The organism is Nocardioides panacihumi (assembly GCF_039530925.1).
Taxonomy (GTDB): Bacteria; Actinomycetota; Actinomycetes; order Propionibacteriales; family Nocardioidaceae; genus Nocardioides; species Nocardioides panacihumi.
In genome coordinates this window covers 904,556-930,362 of the sequence record NZ_BAAAPB010000002.1, presented here as the reverse complement: position 1 = coordinate 930,362, position 25,807 = coordinate 904,556, and the positions used below count along the sequence as shown (strand labels likewise).

At 69.9% G+C, this 25,807-nt stretch carries 22 protein-coding genes and 1 pseudogene; 14 read left to right on the top strand and 9 right to left on the bottom strand.

The features are described from left to right. Positions 1-124: 124 nt before the first annotated feature. From scpA to ABD205_RS13655, 11 genes and pseudogenes are all read left to right on the top strand, one after another. A pseudogene (gene scpA, locus ABD205_RS13705) lies at positions 125-2,197 on the top strand (methylmalonyl-CoA mutase); the annotation flags it as partial. An 87-nt stretch (positions 2,198-2,284) separates the two neighbouring features. Then, positions 2,285-3,268, top strand: a complete 984-nt coding sequence (meaB, locus tag ABD205_RS13700) for a methylmalonyl Co-A mutase-associated GTPase MeaB (protein ID WP_344045536.1) — start codon at positions 2,285-2,287, stop codon at positions 3,266-3,268. A 10-nt stretch (positions 3,269-3,278) separates the two neighbouring features. Further along, the gene (locus ABD205_RS13695; RefSeq protein WP_344045534.1) at positions 3,279-4,469 is read left to right on the top strand and encodes an amidohydrolase; all 1,191 of its coding nucleotides are present in this window, start codon (positions 3,279-3,281) and stop codon (positions 4,467-4,469) included. 156 nt (positions 4,470-4,625) lie between these two features. Then, positions 4,626-5,684, top strand: coding sequence for a BMP family lipoprotein (locus tag ABD205_RS13690; RefSeq protein ID WP_344045532.1), 1,059 nt, complete (start codon positions 4,626-4,628; stop codon positions 5,682-5,684). A gap of 101 nt (positions 5,685-5,785) precedes the next feature. Further along, positions 5,786-7,312, top strand: a complete 1,527-nt coding sequence (locus ABD205_RS13685; RefSeq protein WP_344045530.1) for an ABC transporter ATP-binding protein — start codon at positions 5,786-5,788, stop codon at positions 7,310-7,312. Continuing rightward, entirely contained in the window at positions 7,309-8,406 is a 1,098-nt protein-coding gene (locus ABD205_RS13680; protein ID WP_344045528.1) for an ABC transporter permease, read from the top strand. Before ABD205_RS13685 ends, ABD205_RS13680 begins: the two co-directional genes overlap by 4 nt. Continuing rightward, positions 8,403-9,647, top strand: a complete 1,245-nt coding sequence (locus ABD205_RS13675) for an ABC transporter permease (protein WP_344045526.1) — start codon at positions 8,403-8,405, stop codon at positions 9,645-9,647. The genes ABD205_RS13680 and ABD205_RS13675 overlap by 4 nt, the downstream gene beginning before the upstream one ends. A 10-nt stretch (positions 9,648-9,657) precedes the next feature. After that, positions 9,658-10,047: a cytidine deaminase gene (locus ABD205_RS13670; protein ID WP_344045524.1), complete on the top strand. Its 390-nt coding sequence runs from the start codon at positions 9,658-9,660 to the stop codon at positions 10,045-10,047. Continuing rightward, positions 10,019-11,173: a cytochrome P450 gene (locus ABD205_RS13665; RefSeq protein WP_344045522.1), complete on the top strand. Its 1,155-nt coding sequence runs from the start codon at positions 10,019-10,021 to the stop codon at positions 11,171-11,173. The genes ABD205_RS13670 and ABD205_RS13665 overlap by 29 nt, the downstream gene beginning before the upstream one ends. Beyond that, positions 11,170-12,453 carry a thymidine phosphorylase gene (locus ABD205_RS13660; protein ID WP_344045520.1) on the top strand — a complete coding sequence of 428 codons (1,284 nt, stop codon included), beginning with the start codon at positions 11,170-11,172 and terminating at the stop codon, positions 12,451-12,453. The genes ABD205_RS13665 and ABD205_RS13660 overlap by 4 nt, the downstream gene beginning before the upstream one ends. Position 12,454: 1 nt before the next feature. After that, positions 12,455-13,519 carry an adenosine deaminase gene (locus tag ABD205_RS13655; protein WP_344045518.1) on the top strand — a complete coding sequence of 355 codons (1,065 nt, stop codon included), beginning with the start codon at positions 12,455-12,457 and terminating at the stop codon, positions 13,517-13,519. Positions 13,520-13,816: 297 nt separating this feature from the next. On the opposite strand, the gene ABD205_RS13650 is transcribed toward ABD205_RS13655, so the two are convergent. The 5 genes from ABD205_RS13650 to deoC are packed head-to-tail and all read right to left on the bottom strand — an operon-like array spanning position 13,817 to position 18,242. Then, the gene (locus tag ABD205_RS13650) at positions 13,817-14,344 is read right to left on the bottom strand and encodes a hypothetical protein (RefSeq protein ID WP_344045516.1); all 528 of its coding nucleotides are present in this window, start codon (positions 14,342-14,344) and stop codon (positions 13,817-13,819) included. A gap of 1 nt (position 14,345) precedes the next feature. Further along, positions 14,346-14,954, bottom strand: coding sequence for a uridine kinase family protein (locus ABD205_RS13645; RefSeq protein ID WP_344045514.1), 609 nt, complete (start codon positions 14,952-14,954; stop codon positions 14,346-14,348). Beyond that, a complete protein-coding gene (locus tag ABD205_RS13640; protein WP_344045511.1) occupies positions 14,951-15,820 on the bottom strand; it encodes an aldehyde dehydrogenase family protein in 870 nt (289 codons plus the stop codon). Before ABD205_RS13640 ends, ABD205_RS13645 begins: the two co-directional genes overlap by 4 nt. Continuing rightward, positions 15,817-17,244: an aldehyde dehydrogenase family protein gene (locus ABD205_RS13635; RefSeq protein ID WP_344045509.1), complete on the bottom strand. Its 1,428-nt coding sequence runs from the start codon at positions 17,242-17,244 to the stop codon at positions 15,817-15,819. Before ABD205_RS13635 ends, ABD205_RS13640 begins: the two co-directional genes overlap by 4 nt. Before the next feature lie 11 nt (positions 17,245-17,255). Further along, a complete protein-coding gene (gene deoC / locus ABD205_RS13630) occupies positions 17,256-18,242 on the bottom strand; it encodes a deoxyribose-phosphate aldolase (RefSeq protein WP_344045507.1) in 987 nt (328 codons plus the stop codon). Positions 18,243-18,278: 36 nt separating this feature from the next. Here deoC and ABD205_RS13625 point away from each other — a divergent pair, with 36 nt between their 5' ends. Beyond that, complete coding sequence (locus ABD205_RS13625) at positions 18,279-18,830, top strand: hypothetical protein (RefSeq protein WP_344045505.1); 552 nt, start codon at positions 18,279-18,281, stop codon at positions 18,828-18,830. A gap of 9 nt (positions 18,831-18,839) precedes the next feature. On the opposite strand, the gene ABD205_RS13620 is transcribed toward ABD205_RS13625, so the two are convergent. Then, complete coding sequence (locus ABD205_RS13620; protein WP_344045503.1) at positions 18,840-20,471, bottom strand: phospho-sugar mutase; 1,632 nt, start codon at positions 20,469-20,471, stop codon at positions 18,840-18,842. Between the two features lie 42 nt (positions 20,472-20,513). On the opposite strand from ABD205_RS13620, the gene ABD205_RS13615 reads away from it, so the two are divergent. Further along, the gene (locus ABD205_RS13615; RefSeq protein ID WP_344045501.1) at positions 20,514-20,954 is read left to right on the top strand and encodes an SRPBCC family protein; all 441 of its coding nucleotides are present in this window, start codon (positions 20,514-20,516) and stop codon (positions 20,952-20,954) included. Here ABD205_RS13615 and ABD205_RS13610 read toward each other — a convergent pair. Then, the gene (locus tag ABD205_RS13610) at positions 20,865-21,551 is read right to left on the bottom strand and encodes a lysoplasmalogenase (protein ID WP_344045499.1); all 687 of its coding nucleotides are present in this window, start codon (positions 21,549-21,551) and stop codon (positions 20,865-20,867) included. The genes ABD205_RS13615 and ABD205_RS13610 overlap by 90 nt on opposite strands. 152 nt (positions 21,552-21,703) lie before the next feature. Here ABD205_RS13610 and ABD205_RS13605 point away from each other — a divergent pair, with 152 nt between their 5' ends. Next, positions 21,704-22,990, top strand: a complete 1,287-nt coding sequence (locus ABD205_RS13605; RefSeq protein ID WP_344045497.1) for an HNH endonuclease — start codon at positions 21,704-21,706, stop codon at positions 22,988-22,990. 160 nt (positions 22,991-23,150) lie between these two features. On the opposite strand, the gene ABD205_RS13600 is transcribed toward ABD205_RS13605, so the two are convergent. Together ABD205_RS13600 and ABD205_RS13595 are read right to left on the bottom strand one after the other, a co-directional pair. Next, positions 23,151-23,954 carry a hypothetical protein gene (locus ABD205_RS13600; protein WP_344045495.1) on the bottom strand — a complete coding sequence of 268 codons (804 nt, stop codon included), beginning with the start codon at positions 23,952-23,954 and terminating at the stop codon, positions 23,151-23,153. Then, positions 23,947-25,629, bottom strand: a complete 1,683-nt coding sequence (locus tag ABD205_RS13595; protein ID WP_344045493.1) for a hypothetical protein — start codon at positions 25,627-25,629, stop codon at positions 23,947-23,949. Before ABD205_RS13595 ends, ABD205_RS13600 begins: the two co-directional genes overlap by 8 nt. Positions 25,630-25,807: the final 178 nt, after the last annotated feature.

Genomic DNA, 25,807 nt, shown 5'->3' with positions numbered 1-25,807 from the left:
GCTGGGCAGTGAGCCGGCGTCCACCCAGGCAAGTCCGGACGCCACCCAGGGGAGTCCGGAACTTCTCGGGCGTCATGACACCCCGGAAGTTCCGGAGTCCCCGGTTAACCGGGGACTCCGCCCCGAGCCCTGGCACAGCCCCGAGGGGATCGAGATCAGGCCGCTGTACACCGCGGCCGACCTCGAGGGGATCGACGCCGTGGCGACGTACCCGGGCCTGAGCCCGTTCCTGCGCGGTCCCTACCCGACGATGTACACCACGCAGCCGTGGACCATCCGGCAGTACGCCGGCTTCTCCACCGCCGAGGAGTCCAACGCCTTCTACCGCCGCAACCTCGCGGCCGGCCAGAAGGGCCTGAGTGTCGCGTTCGACCTCGCGACGCACCGCGGCTACGACTCCGACCACCCGCGCGTGCGGGGTGACGTCGGCATGGCGGGCGTCGCGATCGACTCGATCTACGACACCCGGACGCTCTTCGACGGCATCCCGCTCGACGAGATGTCGGTGTCGATGACGATGAACGGCGCGGTGCTGCCGGTCATGGCGCTCTACATCGCAGCGGCCGAGGAGCAGGGGGTGAAGCCGGAGCAGCTCGCGGGGACGATCCAGAACGACATCCTCAAGGAGTTCATGGTCCGCAACACCTACATCTACCCGCCCGAGGCGTCGATGCGGATCATCTCGGACATCTTCAGCTTCACCGCCGAGCGGATGCCGCGGTTCAACTCGATCTCGATCTCCGGCTACCACATGCAGGAGGCCGGTGCGACCGCCGACCTCGAGCTCGCGTACACCCTGGCCGACGGCGTCGAGTACATCCGCGCCGGCCTGGCCGCCGGACTCGACATCGACGCCTTCGCGCCGCGGCTGTCCTTCTTCTGGGCGATCGGCATGAACTTCTTCATGGAGGTCGCGAAGCTGCGTGCCGCCCGGGCGCTGTGGAGCCGCCTGGTGCGGCAGTTCGATCCGCAGAACCCCAAGAGCCTGAGCCTGCGGACCCACTCGCAGACGAGCGGCTGGTCGCTCACCGCGCAGGACGTCTTCAACAACGTCGGCCGGACCGCGATCGAGGCGATGGCGGCGACCCAGGGCCACACCCAGTCACTGCACACGAACGCCCTCGACGAGGCGATCGCCCTGCCGACCGACTTCTCGGCGCGCATCGCCCGCAACACCCAGCTCCTGCTGCAGCAGGAGAGCGGTACGACGGGCACGATCGACCCGTGGGGCGGCTCGTACTACGTCGAGCGCCTCACGCACGACCTGGCCGAGCGGGCCTGGGCGCACATCCAGGAGGCCGAGGCGGCCGGCGGGATGGCGAAGGCGATCGAGCAGGGCATCCCGAAGATGCGCATCGAGGAGGCCGCCGCCCGTACGCAGGCGCGTATCGACTCCGGCGCCCAGAAGGTCATCGGGGTCAACACCTACCGCCAGGCGGTCGAGGACAAGCTCGACGTGCTGCGCGTCGACAACGACGAGGTCTACCGGCAGCAGGTGGCCAAGCTCGAGCGGCTCCGGGCCGAGCGCGACCCGGCCGACGTCGAGCGCACCCTCGACGCGCTCGCGAGGTCGGCCGAGAGCGGTCAGGGCAACCTGCTCGAGCTCGCCGTCGACGCCGCCCGCGCCAAGGCGACCGTCGGCGAGATCTCCGACGCCGTCGAGAAGGTGTGGGGCCGCCACCAGGCGGTCATCCGTACGATCTCCGGCGTGTACAGGGATGAGGCCACCTCGGCGGGCGACGCCTCGGTGCAGGCGGTGCTCGCCGCCACGGCCGAGTTCGAGGAGGTCGAGGGGCGCCGGCCGCGCATCCTCGTCGCCAAGATGGGCCAGGACGGCCACGACCGCGGTCAGAAGGTCGTCGTCACGGCCTTCGCCGACCTGGGCTTCGACGTCGACGTGGGCCCGCTGTTCTCCACCCCGGAGGAGGTCGCTCAGCAGGCCGTCGACGCCGACGTGCACATCGTGGGCGTCTCCTCCCTCGCGGCGGGGCACCTGACGCTCCTGCCGGCGCTGAAGAAGGCGCTCGCCGAGCAGGGCCGCCCCGACATCATGATCGTGATCGGCGGGGTCATCCCGCCCGACGACGTACCGACGCTGAAGGAGATGGGCGCCGCCGAGGTGTTCCTGCCGGGCACGGTCATCGCCGAGTCGGCGCTCGACCTGCTGAAGCGCCTGCGGGACCAGCTCGACCACTGACCCGGCCGGACGTCATACGACCCGGTTGTCTCGGCAGCCAGCTCGTATGACGTCCGCCGGTCGGGTTGCCCGCTAACGTGTCGGCTCGTGGTGAGCGACGTGGATCGGGTCCGGGAGCTGCTCGAGGGCATCGCCGAGGGCCGCCGCGCGGCCGTCTCGCGGGCGATCACCCTCGTGGAGTCGACCAAGCCCGCGCATCGGGAGTCGGCCCGTGAGCTGTTGACCGGGCTCGCGCGGATCGAGCGGCCGGCCGCCGTACGGGTCGGCATCTCGGGCGTGCCCGGCGTCGGCAAGTCGACCTTCATCGAGGCGCTCGGGTCGCGGCTGACCGCGGCAGGGCACCGGGTCGGCGTGCTGGCCGTCGACCCCTCGAGCGTGCGGACCGGCGGGTCGGTGCTCGGGGACAAGACCCGCATGCAGCGCCTCGCGGTCGACCCGAACGCCTTCATCCGACCGAGCCCCAGCGCCGGCACGCTCGGCGGGGTCGCACGCGCCACGGTGCAGGCGATGGCGGTCCTGGAGGCCGCGGCGTACGACGTGGTGCTCGTCGAGACCGTCGGCGTCGGCCAGTCCGAGGTGACCGTCGCCGGGATGGTCGACACCTTCCTGTTCCTCACCATCGCCCGCACAGGCGACCAGCTCCAGGGCATCAAGAAGGGCATCCTCGAGATCGCCGACGTCGTCGCCGTGAACAAGGCCGACGGCGATCGGGAGGGGGAGGCCCGGGCGGCGGCCCGTGAGCTGGCCGGTGCGCTGCGCCTGGTCAGGGGCCGCGGGGAGTGGGCGCCGCCGGTCGTGACCGCGAGCGGACTGCAGGACATCGGCGTCGACGGGGTCTGGGACCAGGTGCTGCGCCACCGCGAGCACCTCGGCGACGAAGGGCTCCGCGAGAAGCGGGCGCGCCAACAGCTCGACTTCACGTGGGCGCTCGTGCGCGACGAGCTCGAGCAGCGGCTGCGCCACGACCCCGCCGTGCGCGCGGTCCGGACGGAGATCCGGGAGCAGGTGCTGGCCGGTGAGCTGCCCGCCACGGTTGCAGCCGACCGCATCCTTCAGGCCTACGACGGATAACCTGCAAGGGATGGACACCGCTGCACTGATCACCCAGATCGTCGACGAGAACGCCGACGAGCTCGTGCTGCTGCGCCGTGACCTGCACGCACATCCGGAGCGCTCCTGGGAGGAGCAGCGGACCACCCGGATCGGCGCTCACCACCTCGACCGGCTCGGCTGGAGGGTGACGCCGATGCCGCGCTCGGGGCTGGTCGCCGAGCTGGGCCTGGAGCCGGGTCCGGACGTGCGGACGGTCGCGCTGCGCGCCGACATGGACGCCCTGCCGGTCCAGGACGAGACCGCCGACCCCTGGTCGAGCACCGTCGACGGCGTTGCTCACGCCTGCGGGCACGACGTGCACGTGACGTCGTTGCTCGGTGCCGCGCACGCGCTGACCGAGCTGCACCGCAACGGGATGCTCGGGGGTCGCGTCCGGCTGCTGCTCCAGCCGGCCGAGGAGTCGATGCCCGGCGGTGCGCTGCACCTGATGAACCAGGGCGCCCTCGACGGCGTCGAGCGGATCTTCGCGCTGCACGCCGATCCGACGGTCGACGTCGGACAGGTCGGCCTGCGCCCCGGGCCGATCACGAGTGCCTCCGACCAAGTCACGGTGCGGGTGAGCGGGCCCGGCGGCCACACCAGCCGTCCCCACCGCACCGGCGACATCACCTTCGCGCTGGCCAACCTGGCCACCACCCTGCCCGGCATCCTGTCGCGGCGGCTCGATCCGCGGGCCGGGGCGAGCATGGTGTGGGGGATGATCCGGGCCGGCTCGGCCGCCAACGTCATCCCGCAGGAGGGGCTGCTGAGCGGCACCCTGCGCATCCTCGACGCGGTCGCCTGGGCCGAGGCCGAGCCGATCGTGCGCGAGGCGGTCGCCGACATCGTCCACCCGTACGCCGTCGAGGCGGTCGTCGACTACCAGCGCGGCGTGCCCCCGGTGGTCAACGACGACGCGTCCCACCAGGTGCTCGTGCGGGCGGTCATCGACGTGCTCGGCCCGGCCGGCCAGGTGGCGACCCACCAGAGCCTCGGGGGAGAGGACTTCGGCTGGTACCTCCACCGGGTCTCCGGCGCGATGTTCCGGCTCGGCACCCGCACGCCGGGCGGTCCGACGTACGACCTGCACCAGGGGAACCTGCGCGTCGACGACCGCGCGGTGGCGGTCGGCGCCAAGGTCCTCGCAGCCGCGGCCGCGGAGGCACTGGCGAACGCCTGAGCCGCCAGGCGGTCGTCGAGCCACGTCGGCCGCCAGGCGAAGCTCAACCGCTAGGTAACAACTTGATTGCGGCTCTGCGCGGTTCGGGCGAATCCCCCTAGGGTTCGTCCATGCGTCCCCGCCTCAGGGGGTGCCAGGAGGATCCAAGGAGGCGTCTTGCGACGCAGCACGAAGTTTGCGGCAGTGCTGACTGCCGGCATCCTGTCCCTCGCGCTCACCGCGTGCGGCGGCAGCGACAACAAGAGCGCCAACGAGCCCAGCGGCTCGGCGACCGGCGGCAAGTCCGACATCAAGGTGGGCATGGCCTACGACATCGGTGGCCGTGGTGACCAGTCGTTCAACGACATGGCCGCTACCGGTCTCGACAAGGCCAAGTCGGAGTTCGGCATCAAGACGTCCGAGTCCGAGGCGACCCCCGACGAGGCCGAGTCGGCCAAGGAGGACCGCCTCATCCAGCTCGCCGACGGTGGCTACAACCCGGTCATCGCGGTCGGCTTCGCATACTCCGAGGCGGTCGGCAAGGTCGCCAAGCAGTACCCGAAGATCCAGTTCGCGATCATCGACGACACCGCCAACACCGACGCCAACGTGACCAACCTGGTCTTCGCCGAGGAGCAGGGCTCGTTCCTGGTCGGCGCCGCGGCCGCGCTCAAGTCCAAGACGGGCCACATCGGCTTCGTCGGTGGCGTCAACGTCCCGCTGATCAACAAGTTCGAGGCGGGCTACGACGCGGGTGCCAAGGCGGTCAACCCGAACATCAAGATCGAGTCGCAGTACCTCACCCAGCCGCCGGACTTCACGGGCTTCAACGACCCCGGCAAGGGCAAGACCGCTGCCGGCGGTGAGTTCGACGCCGGTGCCGACGTCGTCTACCACGCCGCCGGTGGCTCCGGCCTCGGCGTCTTCCAGGCCGCCAAGGCCGCCAAGGGTCTCGCCATCGGCGTCGACTCCGACCAGTACAAGACGGCCTCGGCCGACCTGCAGCCGTTCATCCTGACCTCGATGATCAAGCACGTCGACGTCGCGGTCTACAGCATGATCAAGTCGTTCGTCGACGGTAAGCCGCTGACCGGCACCCAGACGTTCGACCTCAAGGTCGGCGGCGTCGACTACTCCACCAGCGGTGGCCAGGTCGACGACATCAAGTCGAAGCTGGACGACTACAAGAAGCAGATCATCGACGGCACCATCAAGGTCCCGACGACGGTCAAGTAACACACCCCTGCATGATCCCGGGCCCGGGCCGGACGCGGTAGCGTTCGACCCGGGCCCGGGCCATGCTGTCCAGCCTTCGCCAGCAAGGAACAGGAGGGTTCGTGAACGACACGAGCGAGCCGAACACGACGGCGGTCCGACTCACCGACATCGGCAAGCGGTTCCCGGGTGTCATCGCGAACGACCAGGTCAACGTGACCGTGCGACGAGCCACGGTGCACGCCCTCGTCGGTGAGAACGGCGCCGGCAAGTCGACGCTGATGAAGATCCTGTACGGCGTCCAGAAGCCCGACTCCGGCACGATCGAGGTCGACGGCCGGCAGGTGTCCTTCTCCTCGCCCTCCGACGCGATCGCCGCTGGCATCGGCATGGTCTTCCAGCACTTCATGCTGGCCGACAACCTCACCGTCCTCGAGAACGTCGTGCTCGGGGCCGAGAAGCTCCACGGGAGCGGCGACAGGGCACGCGACCGGATCCACGAGCTCGCCAGGTCCTACGGCTTCGACCTGGACCCCGACCGCCTCGTGGAGGACCTCGGCGTCGGTGACCGGCAGCGCGTCGAGATCCTCAAGGTGCTCTACCGCGGCGCCCACACGATCATCCTCGACGAGCCGACCGCGGTCCTGGTGCCGCAGGAGGTCGAGGAGCTCTTCGACAACCTGCGCGGCCTCAAGGCCGAGGGCGTCACCGTCATCTTCATCTCCCACAAGCTCGACGAGGTCCTCGCGATCGCCGATGACGTCACCGTCATCCGCCGCGGCCGCACTGTCACCACCGTCGACCCGAAGCACACGACCGCCCGTCAGCTCGCCGAGCTGATGGTCGGCTCCGAGCTGCCCTCCCCGAGCACCGAGAGCTCGACCGTCACCGACGTCGTGGAGCTGTCGGTGCACGACCTGAGCCTGGCCGACCCGCTCGGCGGTCGGGACCTGCTCACCGATGTCTCGTTCGACATCCACCGTGGTGAGGTCGTCGGCATCGCCGGCGTCGAGGGCAACGGCCAGGCCGAGCTCGTCGAGGCCATCATGGGCATGCGCAAGGGCACGGGCACCGTCGGGCTCAGCGGCGAGGACATCTCAGGCTGGTCGACCGCGCGGCGCCGCGAGGCCGGCATCGGCTACATCCCCGAGGACCGCCAGCGGCACGGTCTGCTGCTGGACGCCCCGCTGTGGGAGAACCGCATGCTCGGGCACCAGACCCGTGAGCCCAACCGGAAGGGCCCGTTCATCGACCGGGGCGGCGCCCGCAGCGACACCGAGCGCATCGTCGCGGCGTACGACGTCCGCACGCCCTCGATCGACACCACCGCCCGCGCCCTGTCCGGCGGCAACCAGCAGAAGCTGATCGTCGGTCGGGAGATGTCGGGCGACCCCGTCGTGCTCATCGCCTCGCACCCGACGCGCGGGGTGGACGTCGGCGCCCAGGCCGCCATCTGGGACTACATCAAGACCGCCCGACGGGAAGGCCTCGCCGTGCTCCTGATCTCCGCGGACCTCGATGAGCTGATCGGCCTCTCGGACACCATCCACGTGATGCTCCGTGGGCGCCTGGTCGGCACCGTCGACCCGCAGACCGTGACCCCCCAGCAGCTGGGCTCGGCGATGACCGGTGCGGAGGTGCCGGCATGAGGTTCGACGCCCGCCGCGCGGTCCTGACCCTGGCCGCGCCGCTGCTCGCGATCGTCGTCGCGATCATCGTCACGAGTCTCGTCCTCGCCATCGCCGGCGACCCGGTCGGGACGGTGTGGTCGACGATCTTCAGCAAGCCCAAGCCCCGCAACGTCGTCAACATCCTCAACCAGGGCACGGTGCTCTACCTCTCGGCGTTGGCCGCCGCGGTGGGCTTCCGGATGAACCTGTTCAACATCGGCGTCGACGGCCAGTACCGCTTGGCGGCCTTCGTCGCGGCGTACGTCGCGGGCGAGGCGTGGCTCCCGGGCAAGCTCAACGTCCTCTTCAGCATCCTGGTCGCCGTCGCCGTCGGAGCCCTGTGGGCCGGCATCGCCGGCCTGCTGAAGGTGACCCGCGGCGTCAGCGAGGTCATCTCGACGATCATGCTGAACTCGATCGCGACCGCGCTCGTGGCCTACTTCCTGCGGCAGGTCGCACAGAAGGGCAGCAACAACATCCACACCACCGACATCCCGCTCAGCAGTCAGCTGCAGGGCTTCAGCCTCATCCCGAACGCGCCGAACAACGTCTACACGCTCTCGGTGCTGGCGGTGCTCGCGGGCATCTTCTTCTGGGTGATGCTCAACCGCACGGTGTTCGGCTTCAACCTGCGCGCGACCGGCCAGTCGGAGTCGGCCGCCGTGGCCAGCGGCGTCAACGTCCGGAAGATGGTCGTCGTCTCGATGCTCATCAGCGGCGGCATCGCCGGACTGATCGGCATGCCGCTGCTCTTCGGCGACGCCCACAACTACGGGCTGACGTTCCAGACCGGGCTCGGCTTCGCCGGCATCCTGGTCGCGCTCCTGGGGCGCAACCACCCGGTGGGCATCGCCTTCGCGGCGCTGCTCTTCGCCTTCCTCAACGAGCAGTCCAACGCCCTGCAGCTCAAGGCGGGCGTCTCCAACGACATCGTCAACATCATGCTGGGCGTGATCGTGCTCTCCGTCGTCATCGCCTACGAGCTGGTCCGCCGCTACAACAACGCCGCTGAGCAGAGGAAGGTGGCCGCACAGCTGGCCGCCTCGCGCCAGCCCGAGGAGGTGGCGGCATGACACAGCTGCTCGACAAGGCGACCACGACGGTCCGCAAGGTGCGCCCGACGTGGCCGGTCGTGCTGCTCCTGATCGCGGCGGGGATCCTGCTGCTCGCCCTGCTGCGGGTCATCACGGGGGCCGAGGACGTCGCGTCCTCGGGCACCGTCCGCGCCGCGGTGCGCGCCGCGATGCCCCTCGCGCTCGCCGGTCTCGGTGGTCTGTGGTCGGAGCGCTCCGGCGTCGTGAACATCGGCCTCGAGGGCATGATGATCATGGGCACCTTCGGCGCCGGCTGGGCCGGCTACCAGTGGGGCATGTGGGCCGGCGTCGGCTTCGCGCTGCTGTTCGGTGCGATCGCCGGCCTCCTGCACGCCTTGGTGACCGTCGGCTTCGGGGTCGACCACATCGTCTCGGGCGTCGCCATCAACATCATCGCGCTGGGAGCGGCGCAGTACTTGGCCGGACTCGCGTTCACCGGCCACCCGGGTGGTGGTCCGACCCAGTCGCCGCCGGTCCGCCCGCTGTCGACGTTCGACATCCCCGGCATCTCGAACCTGGCGCAGTCGCTGGCCGACAAGCACTGGTTCTTCGTCTCCGACCTCGGCGCGCTCGTCGCGGGGTTGACGACCCAGCTCACGTTCCTCACGATCGGTGGGCTGCTGCTCTTCCCGCTGACCTGGTTCGTGCTCTGGCGCACGACGTTCGGTCTGCGCGTCCGCTCCTGTGGGGAGAGCCCGGCGGCCGCCGAGTCGCTCGGGGTCAACGTCTACCTGTACAAGTACATCGCCGTGATCATCTCCGGCTCGATGGCCGGCCTGGCCGGTGCCTTCCTGGTCCAGGACGCCTCCGTCTACCGCGAGGGGCAGACCGGCGGGCGCGGCTACATCGGTCTGGCCGCGATGATCTTCGGCAACTGGCGGCCCGGCGGCCTGCTCGCCGGCGCGGGATTGTTCGGCTACACCGACGCGCTGCGGCTGCGCTCGGGCGGCCAGTCGGTGCACGCGCTGGTCCTGCTGCTGGCGGTGCTGCTGCTCTTCTACGCGATCTACCTGCTCCGCACCCGTCGCAACCAGGCCGTCGCCGGCCTGGCGATGGGCGTCGGCCTCCTGGCGATCTACCTCTTCACCGACACGATCCCGGGCGACTTCACCGGCATGACGCCGTACCTCACCACGCTGCTGGTGCTGGCGCTCTTCTCGCAGCGACTACGCATGCCGAAGGCCGACGGTCAGGTCTATCGCAAGGGCGCGGCCGGATAGTGGGTCTCGCATGACGGACTTCGACTGGGACGGGCTGCGGGACAAGGCGATCGAGGCCGCGACGCACGCCTACGCGCCGTACTCGAGCTATCCCGTGGGCGTCGCCGCGGTGGTCGACGACGGCCGGGTGCTGCAGGGCTGCAACGTCGAGAACGCGGCGTACGGCGTGGGTCTGTGCGCCGAGTGCGGACTCGTCTCCCAGCTGCACCTGACGGGCGGCGGCCGGCTCACGCACGTCGTCTGCGTCAACGGCAAGGGCGACGTGATCATGCCGTGTGGGCGCTGCCGCCAGCTGCTGTGGGAGAACGGTCGGCCCACGACGCTGCTGTGGACGGTCTCGGGCGTGAAGCCGATGAGCGAGGTGCTGCCGGATGCCTTCGGTCCCGACGACCTCGCTTGACCTTCGCGCACCCCTCTTCGCAGCCGACCCCTACCCGTTCTTCGCCGACGAGCGGGGCCGGCACGCGATCGCGTGGTCGGAGTCCGCAGGGATGTGGCTGACCTTCAGTCATGCCGCCGCCTCGGCCGTGCTGCGGGACCGGCGGCTCCAGCGACTCTGGCGCGACCGCAGGCCCGCCGACTACCTCGAGCCGTTCAACCTGCTGCACCGCAACCAGATGATGGAGAACGAGCCGCCGGTGCACACCCGGCTGCGGCGGCCCGTCGCGGCCGCCTTCAACCGTGGTCACGTGGACCGGCTCCGTCCCCGGGTGTGCGCCCTCGCGGCGCAGCTGCTCGACGAGGTGGACCCGGCCGGCTTCGACGTCATCGGCTCGTTCGCCGAGCCGCTGCCGGTGCTGGTCATCGCCGAGCTCCTGGGCGTGCCGGCGTCCTACGCGCCGCAGCTGCGCGACTGGTCGCAGGCGATCGTGCGGATGTACGAGATGTCGCCGTCGCAGGAGGTCGTGGACGCGGCCGTCGCGGCGGCCGGAGACTTCGCGGGGCTCGTCCGCGAGCTCGTCGCCGAGCGGAGGGCCGCGCCGGCCGACGATCTCATCTCCGACCTCGCCTCGACGGAGCTGTCCGAGGACGAGGTGGTCGCGTCGGTCGTCCTGCTGCTCAACGCGGGGCACGAGGCCTCCGTCAACGTCTTCGGGAACGGCCTGGTGGCGCTGCTGCAGGCCGGGGCACGGCCGGCGGCGGACACCGCGCTCACCGTCGAGGAGATGCTGCGCTACGACTCGGCGCTCCAGCTCTTCGAGCGTACGGCGACCGAGCCCGTCCGGCTCGGGGACATCGTCATCGAGCCCGGCCAGAAGGTCGCCGCGCTGCTCGGCTCGGCCAACCGCGACCCGGAGCAGTTCGAGGATCCGGACGTGTTCCGGCCGGACCGCGACCCCAACCCGCACCTCGCGTTCAGCGCGGGGATCCACTTCTGCCTCGGAGCTCCCCTGGCGAGGATGGAGCTCACGGAGTCGCTGGCCGCGCTGACGGCCCGCTTCCCGGGGCTCTCGCTCGCGGCCGAGCCCGAGTCGCGTGGGACATTCGTGCTCAAGGGCTACAAGAAGGTGGAGGTGTCGGCATGAGTCACGACGCGGTCGAGGTCATCCTGGCCAAGCGCGACGGGGGCGAGCTGAGCGACAGCCAGATCGACTGGGTCATCCGCAACTACACCGACGGCGTGGTCGCGGACGAGCAGATGGCCGCGCTCAACATGGCCATCCTGCTCAACGGCATGAACCGTCGCGAGATCGCCCGCTGGACCGCCGCCATGATCGCGACGGGGGAGCGGATGTCGTTCGACTCGCTGTCGCGGCCGACGGCGGACAAGCACTCCACGGGCGGTGTCGGCGACAAGATCACCCTGCCCCTCGCCCCGCTCGTCGCGGCCTGCGGCGTCGCCGTGCCGCAGCTGTCCGGCCGCGGCCTCGGCCACACGGGCGGCACGCTCGACAAGCTCGAGGCGATCCCCGGCTGGCGTGCCGCGCTCTCCAACGAGGAGATGTTCCACCAGCTCGAGGAGGTCGGCGCGGTGATCTGCGCGGCCGGCTCCGGGCTCGCACCTGCCGACCGCAAGCTCTACGCGCTGCGCGACGTGACCGGCACGGTCGAGTCGATCCCGCTCATCGCCTCCTCGATCATGTCGAAGAAGATCGCCGAGGGCACCGGCGCGCTGGTGCTGGACGTCAAGGTCGGCACCGGCGCGTTCATGAAGGACCTGGCCGCGGCGCAGGAGCTCGCCCGCACGATGGTGGACCTCGGCACCGACGCGGGCGTCCACACCGTCGCGCTGCTGACGGACATGTCGACGCCGCTCGGTCACACGGCCGGCAACGGCCTCGAGGTCGCCGAGTCGGTCGAGGTGCTCGCCGGCGGTGGCCCGGCCGACGTCGTCGAGCTGACGGTCGCGCTCGCCCGCGAGATGCTCGCCGGAGCCGGCGTCACCGACGTCGACCCGGCGGACAGGCTCGCCGACGGCTCCGCGATGGACGCGTGGAAGGCGATGATCCGTGCCCAGGACGGCGACCCCGATGCGCCTCTGCCGCTCGCGGCCGAGCAGCACGTGATCACGGCGCCCTCGTCCGGCGTACTGACCCGGCTCGACGCGATGGCCGTCGGGCTCGCCGCCTGGCGCCTGGGTGCCGGCCGGGCGCGCAAGGAGGATCCGGTCTCGCCCGGGGCCGGCGTCGTCTGGCACGCGCGGCCCGGCGACACCGTCACCGAGGGCGCGCCCCTGCTCACCCTGCACGCCGACGACCCTGCGCGCTTCGAGCGTGCGCTGGAGTCGCTGGAGGGTGGGTTCGACATCGCGCCCGCCGGCACGGCGTTCGCGCCCGGCCCCCTCCTGATCGAAAGGGTGTCCTGACATGGCGACGCTTCCGTGGGACCAGATCCAGGCCGCGCCGAAGGTGGTCCTGCACGACCACCTCGACGGCGGACTTCGCCCGGCGACCGTCCTCGAGCTCTCGAACGCGATCGGCCATGACCTGCCGGCCAACGACGCCGAGTCGCTCGGCCAGTGGTTCCGGGACAGCGCGACGTCGGGGTCGCTCGAGCGCTACCTCGAGACGTTCGTGCACACGATCGCGGTGATGCAGTCGGCGGAGAACCTCACCCGCGTCGCGCGCGAGTTCGCCGAGGACCTCGTCGCCGACGGGGTCGTGTACGCCGAGGTGAGATGGGCGCCGGAGAACCACCTGCAGGGAGGGCTGTCGCTCGACGCCGCCATCGCGGCCGTGGCCGCCGGCTTCGCCGAGGTCGAGGCGGGTGGCCGGATCGTCGTACGCCAGCTGCTGACCGCGATGCGCCAGTTCGCGCGCGCCCGCGAGATCGCCGAGCTGGCCGTCTTCTGGCGTGACAAGGGTGTCGCGGGCTTCGACATCGCGGGGCCCGAGGCTGGCTATCCGCCGACCCGCTTCCTCGACGCGTTCGACTACCTGGCCGGGGAGAACCTGCGCTTCACGATCCACGCAGGCGAGGCGTTCGGGCTGCCGTCGATCTGGGAGGCCGTGCACCCGTGCGGGGCCGACCGGCTCGGGCACGGCGTGCGGATCGTCGACGACATCACGGTGGCCGCGGACGGTTCGGTCGAGCTCGGCCGGCTGGCGGCGTACGTCCGCGACCGGCGGATCCCGTTGGAGCTCTGCCCGACGTCCAACGTCCAGACCGGTGCGGTCGGCTCGATCGGGGAGCACCCGTTCGGCCTGCTCGCCTCGCTCGGCTTCCGGGTCACCATCAACACCGACAACCGGCTGATGAGCGACACGTCGATGACGAAGGAGTCGTACCTGCTGGCCGAGGCCTTCGGCTACGGGTGGGGCGACCTCGAGCGGTTCGCCGTGAACGCGATGAAGTCGGCGTTCCTGCCGTACGACGAGCGGGTCGAGCTGATCCACCGGGTCAAGGACGGGTACGCCGCCCTGCGCGGGTGACTGTCACGGTGATAGTTGGGCGGGCCGGGGTCCGTGCCGCCTAACTGTCACGGTGATGGTTGGGCGGGCTGGGGTCCGTGCCGCCTAACTGTCACGGTGATAGTTGGCGGTGTGGGTGATAGTTCGTAACTGTCACCGATCGCGCTAACTGTCACGGTGATAGTTGGGCGGGCTGGGGTCCGTGCCGCGTAACTGTCACGGTGATAGTTGGCGGTGTGGGTGATAGTTCGTAACTTTCACCGATCGCGCCAACTGTCACGGTGATAGTTGGGCGGGCCGGGGTTGAGCGTCCCCGCCTCAGGGACCCGCCACCACGAACCACGGCACGTTCCACCCGGCGATCCGCAGCGAGGAGCCGACGAACGCCTCCTGGGTGACCGTGACGAGGCCGCCCGAGGCCGGGTCGTACACCGACAGCCCGGCCGAGCCGGCGGAGACGGCGAGCACCACGTGGCGCGGCATCAGCGACGACCCGATGTAGAGCGCCACCGGGTGCGTCGCGACCGCGGTGACGACGATCGCGTACGCCGACGACGCCGACCACCTGGCCACGCGCGTCCTGTAGGGGACGCCCTCGATGTCCTGCAGGGCCTTCGCGACCGCCCAGGGCGGCGTGCCGAGCGCCGGCGGCCACGGGACCTGCGCGCGACCGACCGCGTCGACCGGCTGGACGAGCCGGCGATGCGTGTCGAGCACGTCGTGCGCGAACGACGCCGCGGTCGGCGCGGCGGCGGGGGATCGGAGCAGACCCGCGACGACGACGCACGCCGCGCCGCAGGACGTCTGGTCCGGCTGTCGGAGCGCGGGCCCGTACGGCGGCGTCATGTCACCCAGTGTGGAGCAGGTGCTGCACCGCGGCGTACCCCTCGTCGGGTCTGACCACGACGCACCCCTTCGCCGTCGCGTCCGCGACGACCCGCGACTGCCCGCGCATCAGCGCCCAGCCGCGGCGGACCAGCACGAGCGGAGGCTTGCGCCGCTCGCGCAGGTCGCGGACGAGACGGCGCCAGAAGGTGACGAGCGGGTGCTGCGTGACGCAGTACGCCGCCGCGAGGATGCCCGCATCACGACAGGCGGCCACGATGTCCTGCGCGAAGATCCCCTCCGCCAGGAACAGCCGGTGCCCGTCGAGCTCGAGCACGTGGTGACCGGTGCGCCCGTCATGCGCGATGTCGTAGACCGGGACGTCCGCGCAACCCTGTGCGCACAAGGCGCGCAGGGCGGCGACGGCGTCATCCGGCAGCCAGGAGTCCGGGTGGTCCCAGTCGACCAGGCCGGCGTTGGGGCCGTCCTGGATCCGCGGGAGCGTCGGGTCCGAGCCGTTCTTGTAGAAGTCGTCGAGTCGCAGGACCGGCAGGCCGATGCGTCGCGCGAGACGCGACTTGCCTGCCCCGGACGGTCCGGCGAGGACGACGACCTGGGCGCGCAGGCTCACAGGCCGATGGGGTGCCAGACCGTCTTGGTCTCCAGGAACGCGGTCAACGCGTCGAGCTCCGGCTCGACCGTCCAGTCCGGCTCGGCGGCCGGCGCACGGCGCACCCGCTTGAGGTTGTCGGCGGCGGCGACCTCGAGCTGCGTGGCCAGGTCGGCGCGCCCCGCCACCCCGGTGAGGTCGATGGCGTTGACGTCCATGTGGGAGGCGAGCCACGGGCCGATCGCGGCGGCGTCGCCCGTGAGCAGGTTGACCACGCCGCCGGGCACGTCGGAGGTGGCCAGCACCTCCGAGAGGGTGACCGCCGGGAGCGGACGGGCGAACGACGACACCACGACGCAGGTGTTGCCGGTGACGATGACCGGCGCCACCACGGAGACGAGGCCGAGCAGCGAGGACTCCTGCGGCGCGAGGACGGCGACGACACCGGTGGGCTCGGGGCTCGAGAGGTTGAAGTACGGGCCCGCGACCGGGTTGGCGTTGCCGAGCACCTGGGTGACCTTGTCCGCCCAGCCGGCGTACCAGACCAGCCGGTCGATGGCGGCGTCGACGACCTTGGCGGCCTGGCTCGCGGTCGCACCCTCGGCCAGCATGACCGCGTCGGCGAACTGCGGGCGCCGGTCCTCCATGATCTCTGCGACGCGGTAGAGGATCTGGGCACGGTTGTACGCCGTCCGCCCGGCCCAGCCGCCGAACGCCTTGCGTGCCGCGACGACCGCGTCACGGGCGTCCTTGCGCGAGGCGAGCGCCGCGTTCGCGGCGAAGCGACCCTTGGCGTCGGTCACCTCGTAGGAGTGGCCCGACTCCGAGCGGGGGAACGCGCCGTCGATGTAGAGCTTGTACGTCTTGCGGACATCGAGACGGGTCATCGCAGGTAGGCCTCCAAGCCGTGGCGGCCGCCCTCGCGGCCATAACCGGACTCCTTGTAGCCGCCGAAGGGCGACGTCGGGTCGAACTTGTTGAACGTGTTGGCCCACACCACGCCGGCGCGCAGCTTGTCGGCGATCTTGAGGATGCGCGAGCCCTTCTCGGTCCAGACACCCGCGGACAGGCCGTACGGCGTGTTGTTGGCCTTCTCGACGGCCTCGGCCGGCGTGCGGAAGGTCAGCACGGACAGCACGGGCCCGAAGATCTCCTCCCGGGCGATCCGGTGCGCCTGCGTGACGCCGGTGAACACCGTCGGGGCGAACCAGAAGCCCTGCGACGGCAGCTCGCACGGCGCCGACCACGCCTCGGCCCCCTCGGCCGCGCCGACCTCGGAGAGCTCGCGGATGCGGGCGAGCTGGGCGGCGGAGTTGATCGCGCCGACGTCGGTGTTCTTGTCGAGCGGGTCCCCGACCCGCAGGGTCGCCATCCGGCGCTTGAGCCGGCCGAGCACGTCCTCGGCGATGTTCTCCTGCACGAGGAGGCGCGAGCCCGCGCAGCAGACGTGACCCTGGTTGAAGAAGATGCCGTTGACGATGCCCTCGACCGCCTGGTCGATGGGGGCGTCGTCGAAGACGATGTTGGCCGCCTTGCCGCCGAGTTCGAGGGTGACCCGCTTGTCGGTGCCGGCGACGGACCGGGCGATCGCCTTGCCGACGTCGGTCGATCCCGTGAAGGCCACCTTGTCGATGCCCTCGTGCTCGACGAGGGCCTGTCCGGTCGCGCCCGCGCCGGTCACGATGTTGACCACGCCCGGCGGAAGGTCGGCCTGCTGGCAGATCTCGGCGAACAGCAGCGCGGTCAGCGGCGTCGTCTCGGCCGGCTTGAGCACGACCGTGTTGCCGCAGGCCAGTGCCGGCGCGATCTTCCACGCGAGCATGAGCAGCGGGAAGTTCCACGGGATGACCTGGCCGGCCACGCCGAGGGGGGTGGTGCCGAACCCGGCGTACTTCAGCTTGTCGGCCCAGCCCGCGTAGTAGAAGAAGTACGCCGCGACGAGCGGGACGTCGACGTCGCGCGACTCCTTGATCGGCTTGCCGTTGTCGATCGACTCGAGCACGGCGAGCTCGCGGGACCGCTCCTGGATGATCCGGGCGATCCGGTAGAGGTACTTCGCCCGCTCGGCGCCGGAGAGCTTCGACCAGACCTTGTCGTAGGCCCGGCGTGCGGCCTGCACGGCCCGGTCGACGTCGGCGGCGTCCGCCTCGGCGACCTCGGCGAGCACCTCCTCGGTGGCCGGGTTGATCGTCTTGAACGACGACCCGCTCCCGTCGACGAACTCGCCGCCGATGAACAGGCCGTACGAAGGCTTGATGTCGACGATCGAGCGCGACTCGGGCGCCGGCGCGTAGTCGAACACGTTGCTCATGGTTGTTGTCCTCAGTCCAGCGTGAAGTAGTCGGGGCCGGAGTAGCGGCCGGTCGTCATCTTGGTGCGCTGCATCAGCAGGTCGTTGAGCAGCGTCGACGCACCGAAGCGGAACCAGTCCGGGTCGAGCCAGTCGGGCCCCGCCACCTCGTTGACCATCACCAGGTACTTGATCGCGTCCTTGGCGGTCCTGATGCCGCCGGCCGGCTTGACCCCGACCATCTGGCCGGTCGCCTCGCGGAAGTCGCGGACGGCCTCCAGCATCACGAGGGTCACGGGGAGCGTGGCGGCCGGCTGGACCTTGCCCGTCGAGGTCTTGATGAAGTGGGCGCCGGCAAGCATGGCGAGCCACGAGGCACGGCGGACGTTGTCGTAGGTCTGCAGCTCGCCGGTCTCGAAGATGACCTTCAGATGCGCGTCCTGCCCGTCGGGTCGGGCGCACGCCTCGCGCACCGCGGCGATCTCCTCGAAGACCTGGAGGTAGCGGCCCGCCAGGAAGGCGCCACGGTCGATCACCATGTCGATCTCGTCCGCACCGGCCTCGACCGCGTCCCGGGTGTCGGCGAGCTTGATGTCCATCGCGGCCCGGCCGCTGGGGAAGGCGGTCGCGACCGCGGCGATGTGGACGCCACTGTCGCCGAGGACCTGCTTCACGTCGGCGACCATGTCGGGGTAGACGCAGACGGCCGCCGTGCTGGGGCAGGTCGGGTCGGCCGGATCGGGTCGCATCGCCTTCGCGGCCAGCGCGCGCACCTTGCCGGGGGTGTCCTGACCCTCGAGCGTGGTGAGGTCGACCATGCGGATGGCGAGGTCGAGCGCATAGGCCTTGGCGGTGGTCTTGATCGAGCGTGTCCCGAGGCCCGCGGCGCGCGCTTCGGCGCCGACCTGGTCGACTCCGGGGAGACCGTGGAGGAACCGATGGAACGTGGCGTCGGAGCGGGTCAGGTCGGCCACGAGACCGTCGAGATCGGCACTCCGCGCCGGTGAAAAGGCTGTCACCGCACCAGCATAGGGCCGCACATAGGGTGGGGCCTCATGAGCGATGACCAGGTGACGTGGTTCGGTGCGACGAACGGACGGGTGACCGGTGTCATGGGACTGGCGATCGGGCTGGTCGTCCTCCTGATCGGCGTCTTCCACGCCTCCGCGGTGTGGGTGATCGCGGGCCTTCTCGCCGGGCTGGTGAGCTGGATGGTGCTGCTTCGGCCACGTGTCGGCACGCGCGGCACGGACCTGGTGCTGCGCGGCATCGTCTCCACGGTGGTCGTCCCGCTCGCCTCGATCGAGAACATCGCCCTGCGTCAGGTGCTCGCCGTGTGGGCCGGCGGACGGCGATACGTCAGCGCCGCGGTCGGCCACACCTACCGGGAGATCAACCGCCAGCGCCGGGGCGGCGGCCAGGTGGAGGAGGTCCCCGCCGCGGACACCAAGTACGCCGAGCAGGTGCTCGAGCTGATCACCGAGCGCGGCCGGGAGGCCCGTCGCGACGGCGCCCCGATGGGCCCGGCCCACCGCGAGTGGGCGTGGCTGGAGATCGGGGCACTCCTCGTGCTCGTCGTCGCGCTCCTGGTGTCGCTGGGGCTCTAGGCCCCGGGGTCAGATCCCCGCCGCGGCCTTCACGTCGTCGCGGAGCGCGTCGAGCCGGCCGACGGCCGCGATCCGGGCGGCGTCGACCCCGTCCGCGGGGTCGACCGGGACGACCACCTCGAGGTAGCACTTCAGCTTCGGCTCGGTGCCGCTCGGCCGGACGATCACGCGCGCGCCTCCCGCGAGGCGGTAGCGCAGCCCCTCGGTCGGCGGCAGGTCGGCCGAGCCGAGGGAGAGGTCGTCCACCGCCTCGACGGCGAACCCGCCGAGTGACGCGGGGGGCGTCGCCCGCAGCCGGGTCATCGCGGCGCCGATCTCGGCGATGTCCGTGACCCGCACGGAGAGCTGGTCGGTGGCGTGCAGCCCGTGCGCCTCGGCGATCTCGTCGAGCAGGTCGACGAGGGTGCGGCCCTCGGCCTTGAGCGAGGCCGCCAGCTCGCAGAGGAGGAGCAGCGCGGAGATGCCGTCCTTGTCCCGCACGCGGCCGGGGTCGACGCAGTAGCCGAGCGCCTCCTCGTAGCCGTAGACCAACCCCGGGACACGGCTGATCCACTTGAACCCGGTGAGCGTCTCGGCGTACGGCTGGCCGGCGGCGGCCGCCAGCTTGGACAGCAGGGTGGAGGACACGATCGAGGCGGCGTACGTGCCCGTCGCGCCGCGGGTGAGGAGCGCGGTGCCGAGCAGAGCGCCCACCTCGTCCCCGCGCAGCATCCGCCAGCCGTGAGGGCCCATGACGGCGGCGGCGCACCGGTCGGCGTCGGGGTCGTTGGCGACCACCAGGTCGGCGCCGGTCTCCGAGGCGAGCGCCATCGCGAGGTCCATCGCGCCCGGCTCCTCAGGGTTCGGGAACGCGACGGTCGGGAAGTCCGGGTCCGGCTCGGCCTGGGCGGCCACCACGTGCGGCGTGGGGAAGCCGGCGGCCTCGAGCACCTGCATCGTCAGGTCGCCCCCGACGCCGTGCAGCGGCGTGTAGACGATGGCGAGATCACGCGGGCCGTCACCGGCCAGGCCGACGACCGAGCTGAGGTAGCGGGTGACGATCGACTCGTCGAGCACGGTGCCGCCGTCGCCGCGCGGTACGTCGGCCAACGCCCCCACCGCCGCGATCCGGGCCGCGATCTCCGCGTCCGCCGGCGGCACGATCTGCGAGCCGTCGCCCAGGTAGACCTTGTAGCCGTTGTCCTGCGGCGGGTTGTGGCTCGCCGTGACCATGACGCCGGCCGAGCAGCCCAGGGTGCGGATGGCGAACGCGAGCAGGGGAGTGGGCAGTGGACGCGGCATCACGAGGGCGTCGAAGCCGGCGCCCGTCATCACCTCGGCGGTGTCGCGCGCGAACACGTCGGAGTTGTGCCGGGCGTCGTACCCGATGACCACGGGACCGGTGGCGCCCGTGTCGCGGAGGTACGCCGCCAGGCCGGCCGCCGCCCGGGTCACCACGACCCGGTTCATCCGGTTCGGGCCCGCCCCGAGGGCGCCGCGCAGTCCGGCCGTGCCGAACTCCAGCGTGCCCGCGAACCGGTCCTGGAGGTCGGCGAGGCTGTCCGGGTCGCTCGCCTCGAGCAGCGCCGACAGCTCGGCACGGGTCTGCGGGTCGGGGTCCTCGGCGAGCCAGTCACGAGCCTGCGAGAGCACATCGGTCATGTCCGCACGCTAGAGCATGGGACCGCCGAGCATGATGGTCGCGTGTTCGCCTTCCGTGACCGCTGGTGGCTACCGGCGCCTCCACCCGCAGTGCGGGACGTGCTCGTCGACCTGGAGCGCTATCCGCTGTGGTGGCCGCAGGTCGTCGCCGTCGCCTCGCTCGGCCCGGACGACGCGCGCGTGCTCTGCCGCTCGGCACTGCCCTACACGCTGGACCTGGCGATGCACGCGGTCAGCCGCGAGCTGCCGCTGCTCGAGGTGGCGCTGGCAGGTCACCTGCGCGGATCGGTCCGCTGGCGGCTCTCCGAGGAGCGCGGGGGCACCGGGCTCGACATCGCCCAGGAGGTCACGGTGCACGGACCGGTCGCCCCGTTCGCGTCCGTGCTCAGGCCGCTAGCCCGCTGGAACCACGGACGGATGATGGCCGGCGGCCTGGCCGGTCTCCGGCGACGCCTCGCGGAGCACCCCGAGCACCAGCAGTAGCTGGGCGAGGCAGTAGGTGGCCATCACCCAGAAGTCGTGCCCCGGCTGGGTCCAGACGTCGAACGCGTCCATCGCGATGAGGCTGTCCGAGACCATGAAGATGGTCCCGCCCGCCCAGGTCAGCGGGTTCACGCCGGTCGCGAGCACGGCCATCACCGCCAGGCAGCACCCGTAGACGACGACCGCCGGGGCCAGCACGCCGGCGGCGGGGACGCAGAGCCCGAGCAGGACCAGCAGCGCCACGGCGTACGGCGCCAGGGCGGCGCGACGCACCCGGAGCACGCTGCGGTCGGCGTACGGCCGGAACCCCCGGATGTAGCAGACCTGCGCCACCAGGAAGCAGCCGAGCATCGCGCCGAACGCCGCATCGCCGTCGAGCAGTCGCGGCACGGAGTCGCCGAGCCAGGAGAAGAGCAGCGCCCACCGCGTCAGGCGCACCAGCCGGGTCGGCTGCCGGGCCGAGGCGACCAGGAAGAGCGCCAGCGCCGGCATCAGGAGGACCTGGGTGACGGACGCCAGGGTGTCCCAGCCCGCGGCGTCGCAGGTGAGGTGGAGCGCCGTGACCACGAGGTACGGCGCCAGCAGGGCACGGCGCATGGCCGCACCCTAGTGACAGGGGACCGGCTCGGGCGAGGAGTGCGCTCTCAGGGTCACGCCGACCGCGTTTGTCCACAGCCGCTCGGATCGAGGTTGACAAGCATTATCCGAACACACGTACGATCCAATCAGACCGAATGATCGGAGTGCCCATGACCAGCGTCGACGCTGAGCCGCCTCGCCGGGCCGCCTCAGCGCGGCGGCATGGGGTGCACCGGTTCCTCGGGCGTCTGCACGAGGCCTTCGACGAGCTCAGCACCGACACGATGTGGGCCTTGACGCCGCGGGAGCTGGGGGAGTGCCTGGAGGAGGTCTTCGCGGGTCAGGCGCGGATGGCGGCACTGGCCTTGGGGCTGGTAGCGCAGGCCGACCGGTCCGACCTGCCTACGCATGACGCCCAGCCCACGATGGTGTCCTGGCTGCGCGATCGGGTGCGGCTGGCGCCGACGGAGGGGAAGCGGCTGGTCCGCCTCGCTCGGGCGCTCGAGGACTATCGGGTCACCCGGGGAGCGCTGGCGGCGGGATCGTTCCCGGTCGCATCGGCGGCGGTGATCGCGCGGGCCCTCGACGCCCTCCCGGCCGGAGTTGACCCGGATGTGCGGGCGGAGGCAGAGGAATACCTGGCCGGGGAGGCCCATGCTCACGACACCCACGCGCTGCGGCGGCTGGCCGACCATCTCGACGAGGTGATCGACCCAGACGGAGCCGACGCCCGGCGGGCCGCGCAGTTGGCCCGTGCGGAGGCGAAGGCTGCCCGGGAGGCGTTCTTGACGCTTCGTCACGACGAGGCGACCGCGGTCACCGAGGGCTCCTTCCGGATCCCGCTGGTCTCGGGGGTGAAGCTGGGCAGGATGCTGGAGTCGCTGACCAACCCGGGCCGACCCGATCCCATCGCGATCGACGATCCGACGACCGGAGTCCGACTCTCGGCCGAGGAGCGCCGCGGTCACGCCCTGGTCGAGCTGGTGGACCGCTTCCCCGTCGGCAAGCTCCCCAAGCTCGGCCGTAGCGACCCCACCCTTGTGGTCACGATGAGCCTGGCGACCCTGATGGGCGGTCTCGCAGCGGCTGAACTCGACACCGGCCAGGTGATCAGCCCCGGCCAAGCCCGGCGCCTCGCCGCCCGCGCCGGTGTCATCCCTGCCGTGCTGGGCACCGACGACGAGGTGCTCGACCTCGGCCGCCGAGCCCGCTTCCACAACCGGCCGCAACGCCTGGCGATGCTCCTCCAGCAGAAAGGGACCTGCGCGGTTCAGGACTGCACTCGACCGGCCGCCGGCGGCGACGGAGCACACCTGGTCGCATGGAGTGAAGGCGGGCCCACCGACCTCGCGAACAGTGCCCTGCTCTGCCCCCGGCACCACACCCTCGCCGACCATCCCGACTACGCCGTCACCCGGCTGCGTCCCGGACGGATCCGTATCAACCGCCGATGCTGAGTCGACGTAGGGGCGCGGCACTTCGCCCAGTTAGACGCAAGGTCGCAAGACCCTCTCCGTTGCGATCTAGTATGGAGCGCTCAACAAAGACCGCCGCGAGCACGTGAGGTAGTTCTGTCCCTCCCGCCACAAGCGGTGCACACGCTCGCGAGAGTGGTCCCTAGACGGCATCTACCGACTCGGTGATGCGCTTGGTAACGACGGACTTAAGGCGCTTCTCGGCGAACATCGCGGATAGTGCTTGACATCGGGCGCGGTTGTCCGCTTGGGAGACATCAGGTCCCAAGTACCCCTCGTCCAGCCATCGCTTCAACGTGTGATCGAAGAGCACTTGGTTCGAGGTTCTCACAAGGAAGTCGCAAGCAGCCAAGCTGTCTTGGATCGCCCTAAGGTCAAGGCTGACCCCATATTGCGTCTTGCTTAAGACGTCGATCTGGAGTGCGCCATGCGCCCGAGTATCGAACCGTCCAGACCAGTGCACCGCTGCATGTCGGATCGCGCATACCGAGTCAAACGCATTTATAGCTTTGCCGAGCGTTGAGTCGTCGTTTACTCGATACTTGGTAAACCGCTTCATCTGGGCAGAAATCACGCCTCTGGAACTAAACAAGACGCCCTCAACTAATCCGTATCCGGCCTTTCCTGATGCGAATGTACGCACCGCGGCGAACGGAATCGAATCAGCGGCGACGTTGCGTGCAACCCAAGGACAGGTGTTCGCAAGATCGGCAAATACAGTCCGATAGTAGTTTTCGGTTGAACCGACCATCTGCGCCACGAGCATCTGAGCCACGGTGACGTCATGGTCTCCACGCATCAGCGATGTAGAAAGTCCGTTGATCAGAATAACGTCGTCCACCCACTGGGAAATCGCGGATTCCCGAGAGGCTTCAACCTCGCACACGCAGGAGCGAATGTCGATTTGCGACGCGACGCCCGGATCGTTGACGACGACGTCACTCATAGATGAACTCGTCTGCTACGGCTTTGATTTGAGCCGCTCGCTTCGGGCCAATGTATTCCGCTGCGAGCAGCTTGACGTTCTCCTCATCCGTGAGGATGTCCTGGACGGTACGTACCTCACCAGCGGCGATGATTCGATCGAGCTGCTTCTGGCTGATCGGCAATTTTTCAATGCTTGTGGCGAGTAGCTCCTCGTAGATCGAAGCGTCCGTCAGAGGAGCCCCGCAATGCGAACAGAACCGCGCTTCTGGAATCTCCCTGGGGGTGCCGCATCGCTGACAGGCGGCCATGTCCAACTTGCAGCGACTCAAGAAATCTTTACCGAGGAGGCTTGTCAGCGTTCTACGTACGCGCGCCGGCGACGAGTCGCGCTGGGTGATGCCTTGCACTGCCTGCTCGACAGACGGGTTTCGGCCCAAGGCCAAAGCGCCGTTGCTCAGCAGCAAAGAGTAGTGAATCGCGACCTGGCGGAACGACTTTGGGCCCATGCTGAGATTGCTAGACCGCCGCACCACGCCTGCGTACTCCAGCAGACCTAGGATACGGTCGATCTCCGAAGGGATCGGCTCCTGGAGGAGGACGGATACAACTTTGGCTGAACCTGCGCGGCGGGAATTGTACTCAGTAATCGCGTCGATGCATGCGCCGACAAGGTCGCTCCCCACCGCGACGAAGTTCTTGTACCGCGGCAATTTCTCTTCTAGTGAGAGGAATACCTTGATCGTCGCCGCTGCGGAGTCTCTAACCGCAGAGTCGCATAGTTGTGTCGTGTTCTTGAGCGAAGCATCGTCGTCTTCCTCAAGAAACTGCGAGAGCATCGAAAGCAGGTTTCGCGGCAGTCCAAAACTGGCGAGCGCGAGGTACTCGAGTGCGCCACGTCGCGAGCGAAGACGAGAGAACGAGTCGGGGTCAAGTCGCTTCTCACATACTTCACTCATCATGGGGATGAAGTCAGGGTCCGAGGGATCGAGCCACACGTCCGACACCTGCACGTCGTGGCCGACTTGAAAGCGCGGCGTGTAAGTCGTCACGCCCGGGTAAACGGCGGCCTTGGCACTGACGACTCTGGACCGCAAGTTGCCGAAAATCTCAAAGAACTCACGCTGCTGCTCCGGAGAAAAGGCATGGGCCGCGTCATCCAGAAGCAGTACCACGCGTCGCCTTCGAGCAACTTCAGAAACAACCTCAAGTGTTTCCAGGACCTCCGTTAACGTGAAGTCGCTAGGCGGCGCCTGATCAACGCGACGACGCTCGACGGCATCCGCCACCTGCGTCGCAAGTCGCATCCGACTAGTTTGGGTATCGGCCAGCTCGAGCTCCAGAGTCGCCGTGGCCTGTGACAGCCCTCGGAGGATCAGGGCAAGGACCCACTGTCGGAAGAAGGCGAGGGCGCTGGGATCCCGCCGCAATTCTGGCTCGAGCGACAGTGACTTGGCGTAGTTGACGTAGATGGGCAGCGCCACGCCTTCGTCCTGAAGTTGGTAGCGCGCCAACCGAAGATACGTGCTCTTGCCGCTGCCGCGAGGGCCGATAAGCAGCCTCTGGCCCGGACTCTTCAGTTTGCGCAAGAGGCCCTCCTCTCGCGCCGTCAAAATCGTGCACCGTTCGAGCTCTTGCCGGCTCATGTCTTCGGCCCGGTAGCCGAGGTCGATGAGGTCGTCAGACGTAGCACTCACGGAGTCATCCTTCCATCTCGTGTGACCCGGCGCGTCGACATTGCGCTGCGAGGTCGGGAGAACCCGCGGCCAGCGACCCCAGTACGGCCGGAAGCTGTTCTCGAGGGCAGCGTCCGCACGGCGCCGACCACAACGGCTGCATCGCTGCGTCGGGGAGGGCTACAGCAGACTTGCGTCT

What these genes read in the sequence shown, in the direction of transcription:
- ABD205_RS13695 (WP_344045534.1), top strand. Translation starts at nt 3,279, where the DNA reads ATGGACACCGCTGCACTGATCACCCAGATCGTCGACGAGAACGCCGAC.
- ABD205_RS13680 (WP_344045528.1), top strand. Translation starts at nt 7,309, where the DNA reads ATGAGGTTCGACGCCCGCCGCGCGGTCCTGACCCTGGCCGCGCCGCTG.
- ABD205_RS13675 (WP_344045526.1), top strand. Translation starts at nt 8,403, where the DNA reads ATGACACAGCTGCTCGACAAGGCGACCACGACGGTCCGCAAGGTGCGC.
- ABD205_RS13670 (WP_344045524.1), top strand. Translation starts at nt 9,658, where the DNA reads ATGACGGACTTCGACTGGGACGGGCTGCGGGACAAGGCGATCGAGGCC.
- ABD205_RS13665 (WP_344045522.1), top strand. Translation starts at nt 10,019, where the DNA reads ATGCCTTCGGTCCCGACGACCTCGCTTGACCTTCGCGCACCCCTCTTC.
- ABD205_RS13660 (WP_344045520.1), top strand. Translation starts at nt 11,170, where the DNA reads ATGAGTCACGACGCGGTCGAGGTCATCCTGGCCAAGCGCGACGGGGGC.
- ABD205_RS13655 (WP_344045518.1), top strand. Translation starts at nt 12,455, where the DNA reads ATGGCGACGCTTCCGTGGGACCAGATCCAGGCCGCGCCGAAGGTGGTC.
- ABD205_RS13650 (WP_344045516.1), bottom strand. Translation starts at nt 14,344, where the DNA reads ATGACGCCGCCGTACGGGCCCGCGCTCCGACAGCCGGACCAGACGTCC.
- ABD205_RS13640 (WP_344045511.1), bottom strand. Translation starts at nt 15,820, where the DNA reads ATGACCCGTCTCGATGTCCGCAAGACGTACAAGCTCTACATCGACGGC.
- ABD205_RS13635 (WP_344045509.1), bottom strand. Translation starts at nt 17,244, where the DNA reads ATGAGCAACGTGTTCGACTACGCGCCGGCGCCCGAGTCGCGCTCGATC.
- ABD205_RS13625 (WP_344045505.1), top strand. Translation starts at nt 18,279, where the DNA reads ATGAGCGATGACCAGGTGACGTGGTTCGGTGCGACGAACGGACGGGTG.
- ABD205_RS13620 (WP_344045503.1), bottom strand. Translation starts at nt 20,471, where the DNA reads ATGACCGATGTGCTCTCGCAGGCTCGTGACTGGCTCGCCGAGGACCCC.
- ABD205_RS13610 (WP_344045499.1), bottom strand. Translation starts at nt 21,551, where the DNA reads ATGCGCCGTGCCCTGCTGGCGCCGTACCTCGTGGTCACGGCGCTCCAC.
- ABD205_RS13605 (WP_344045497.1), top strand. Translation starts at nt 21,704, where the DNA reads ATGACCAGCGTCGACGCTGAGCCGCCTCGCCGGGCCGCCTCAGCGCGG.
- ABD205_RS13600 (WP_344045495.1), bottom strand. Translation starts at nt 23,954, where the DNA reads ATGAGTGACGTCGTCGTCAACGATCCGGGCGTCGCGTCGCAAATCGAC.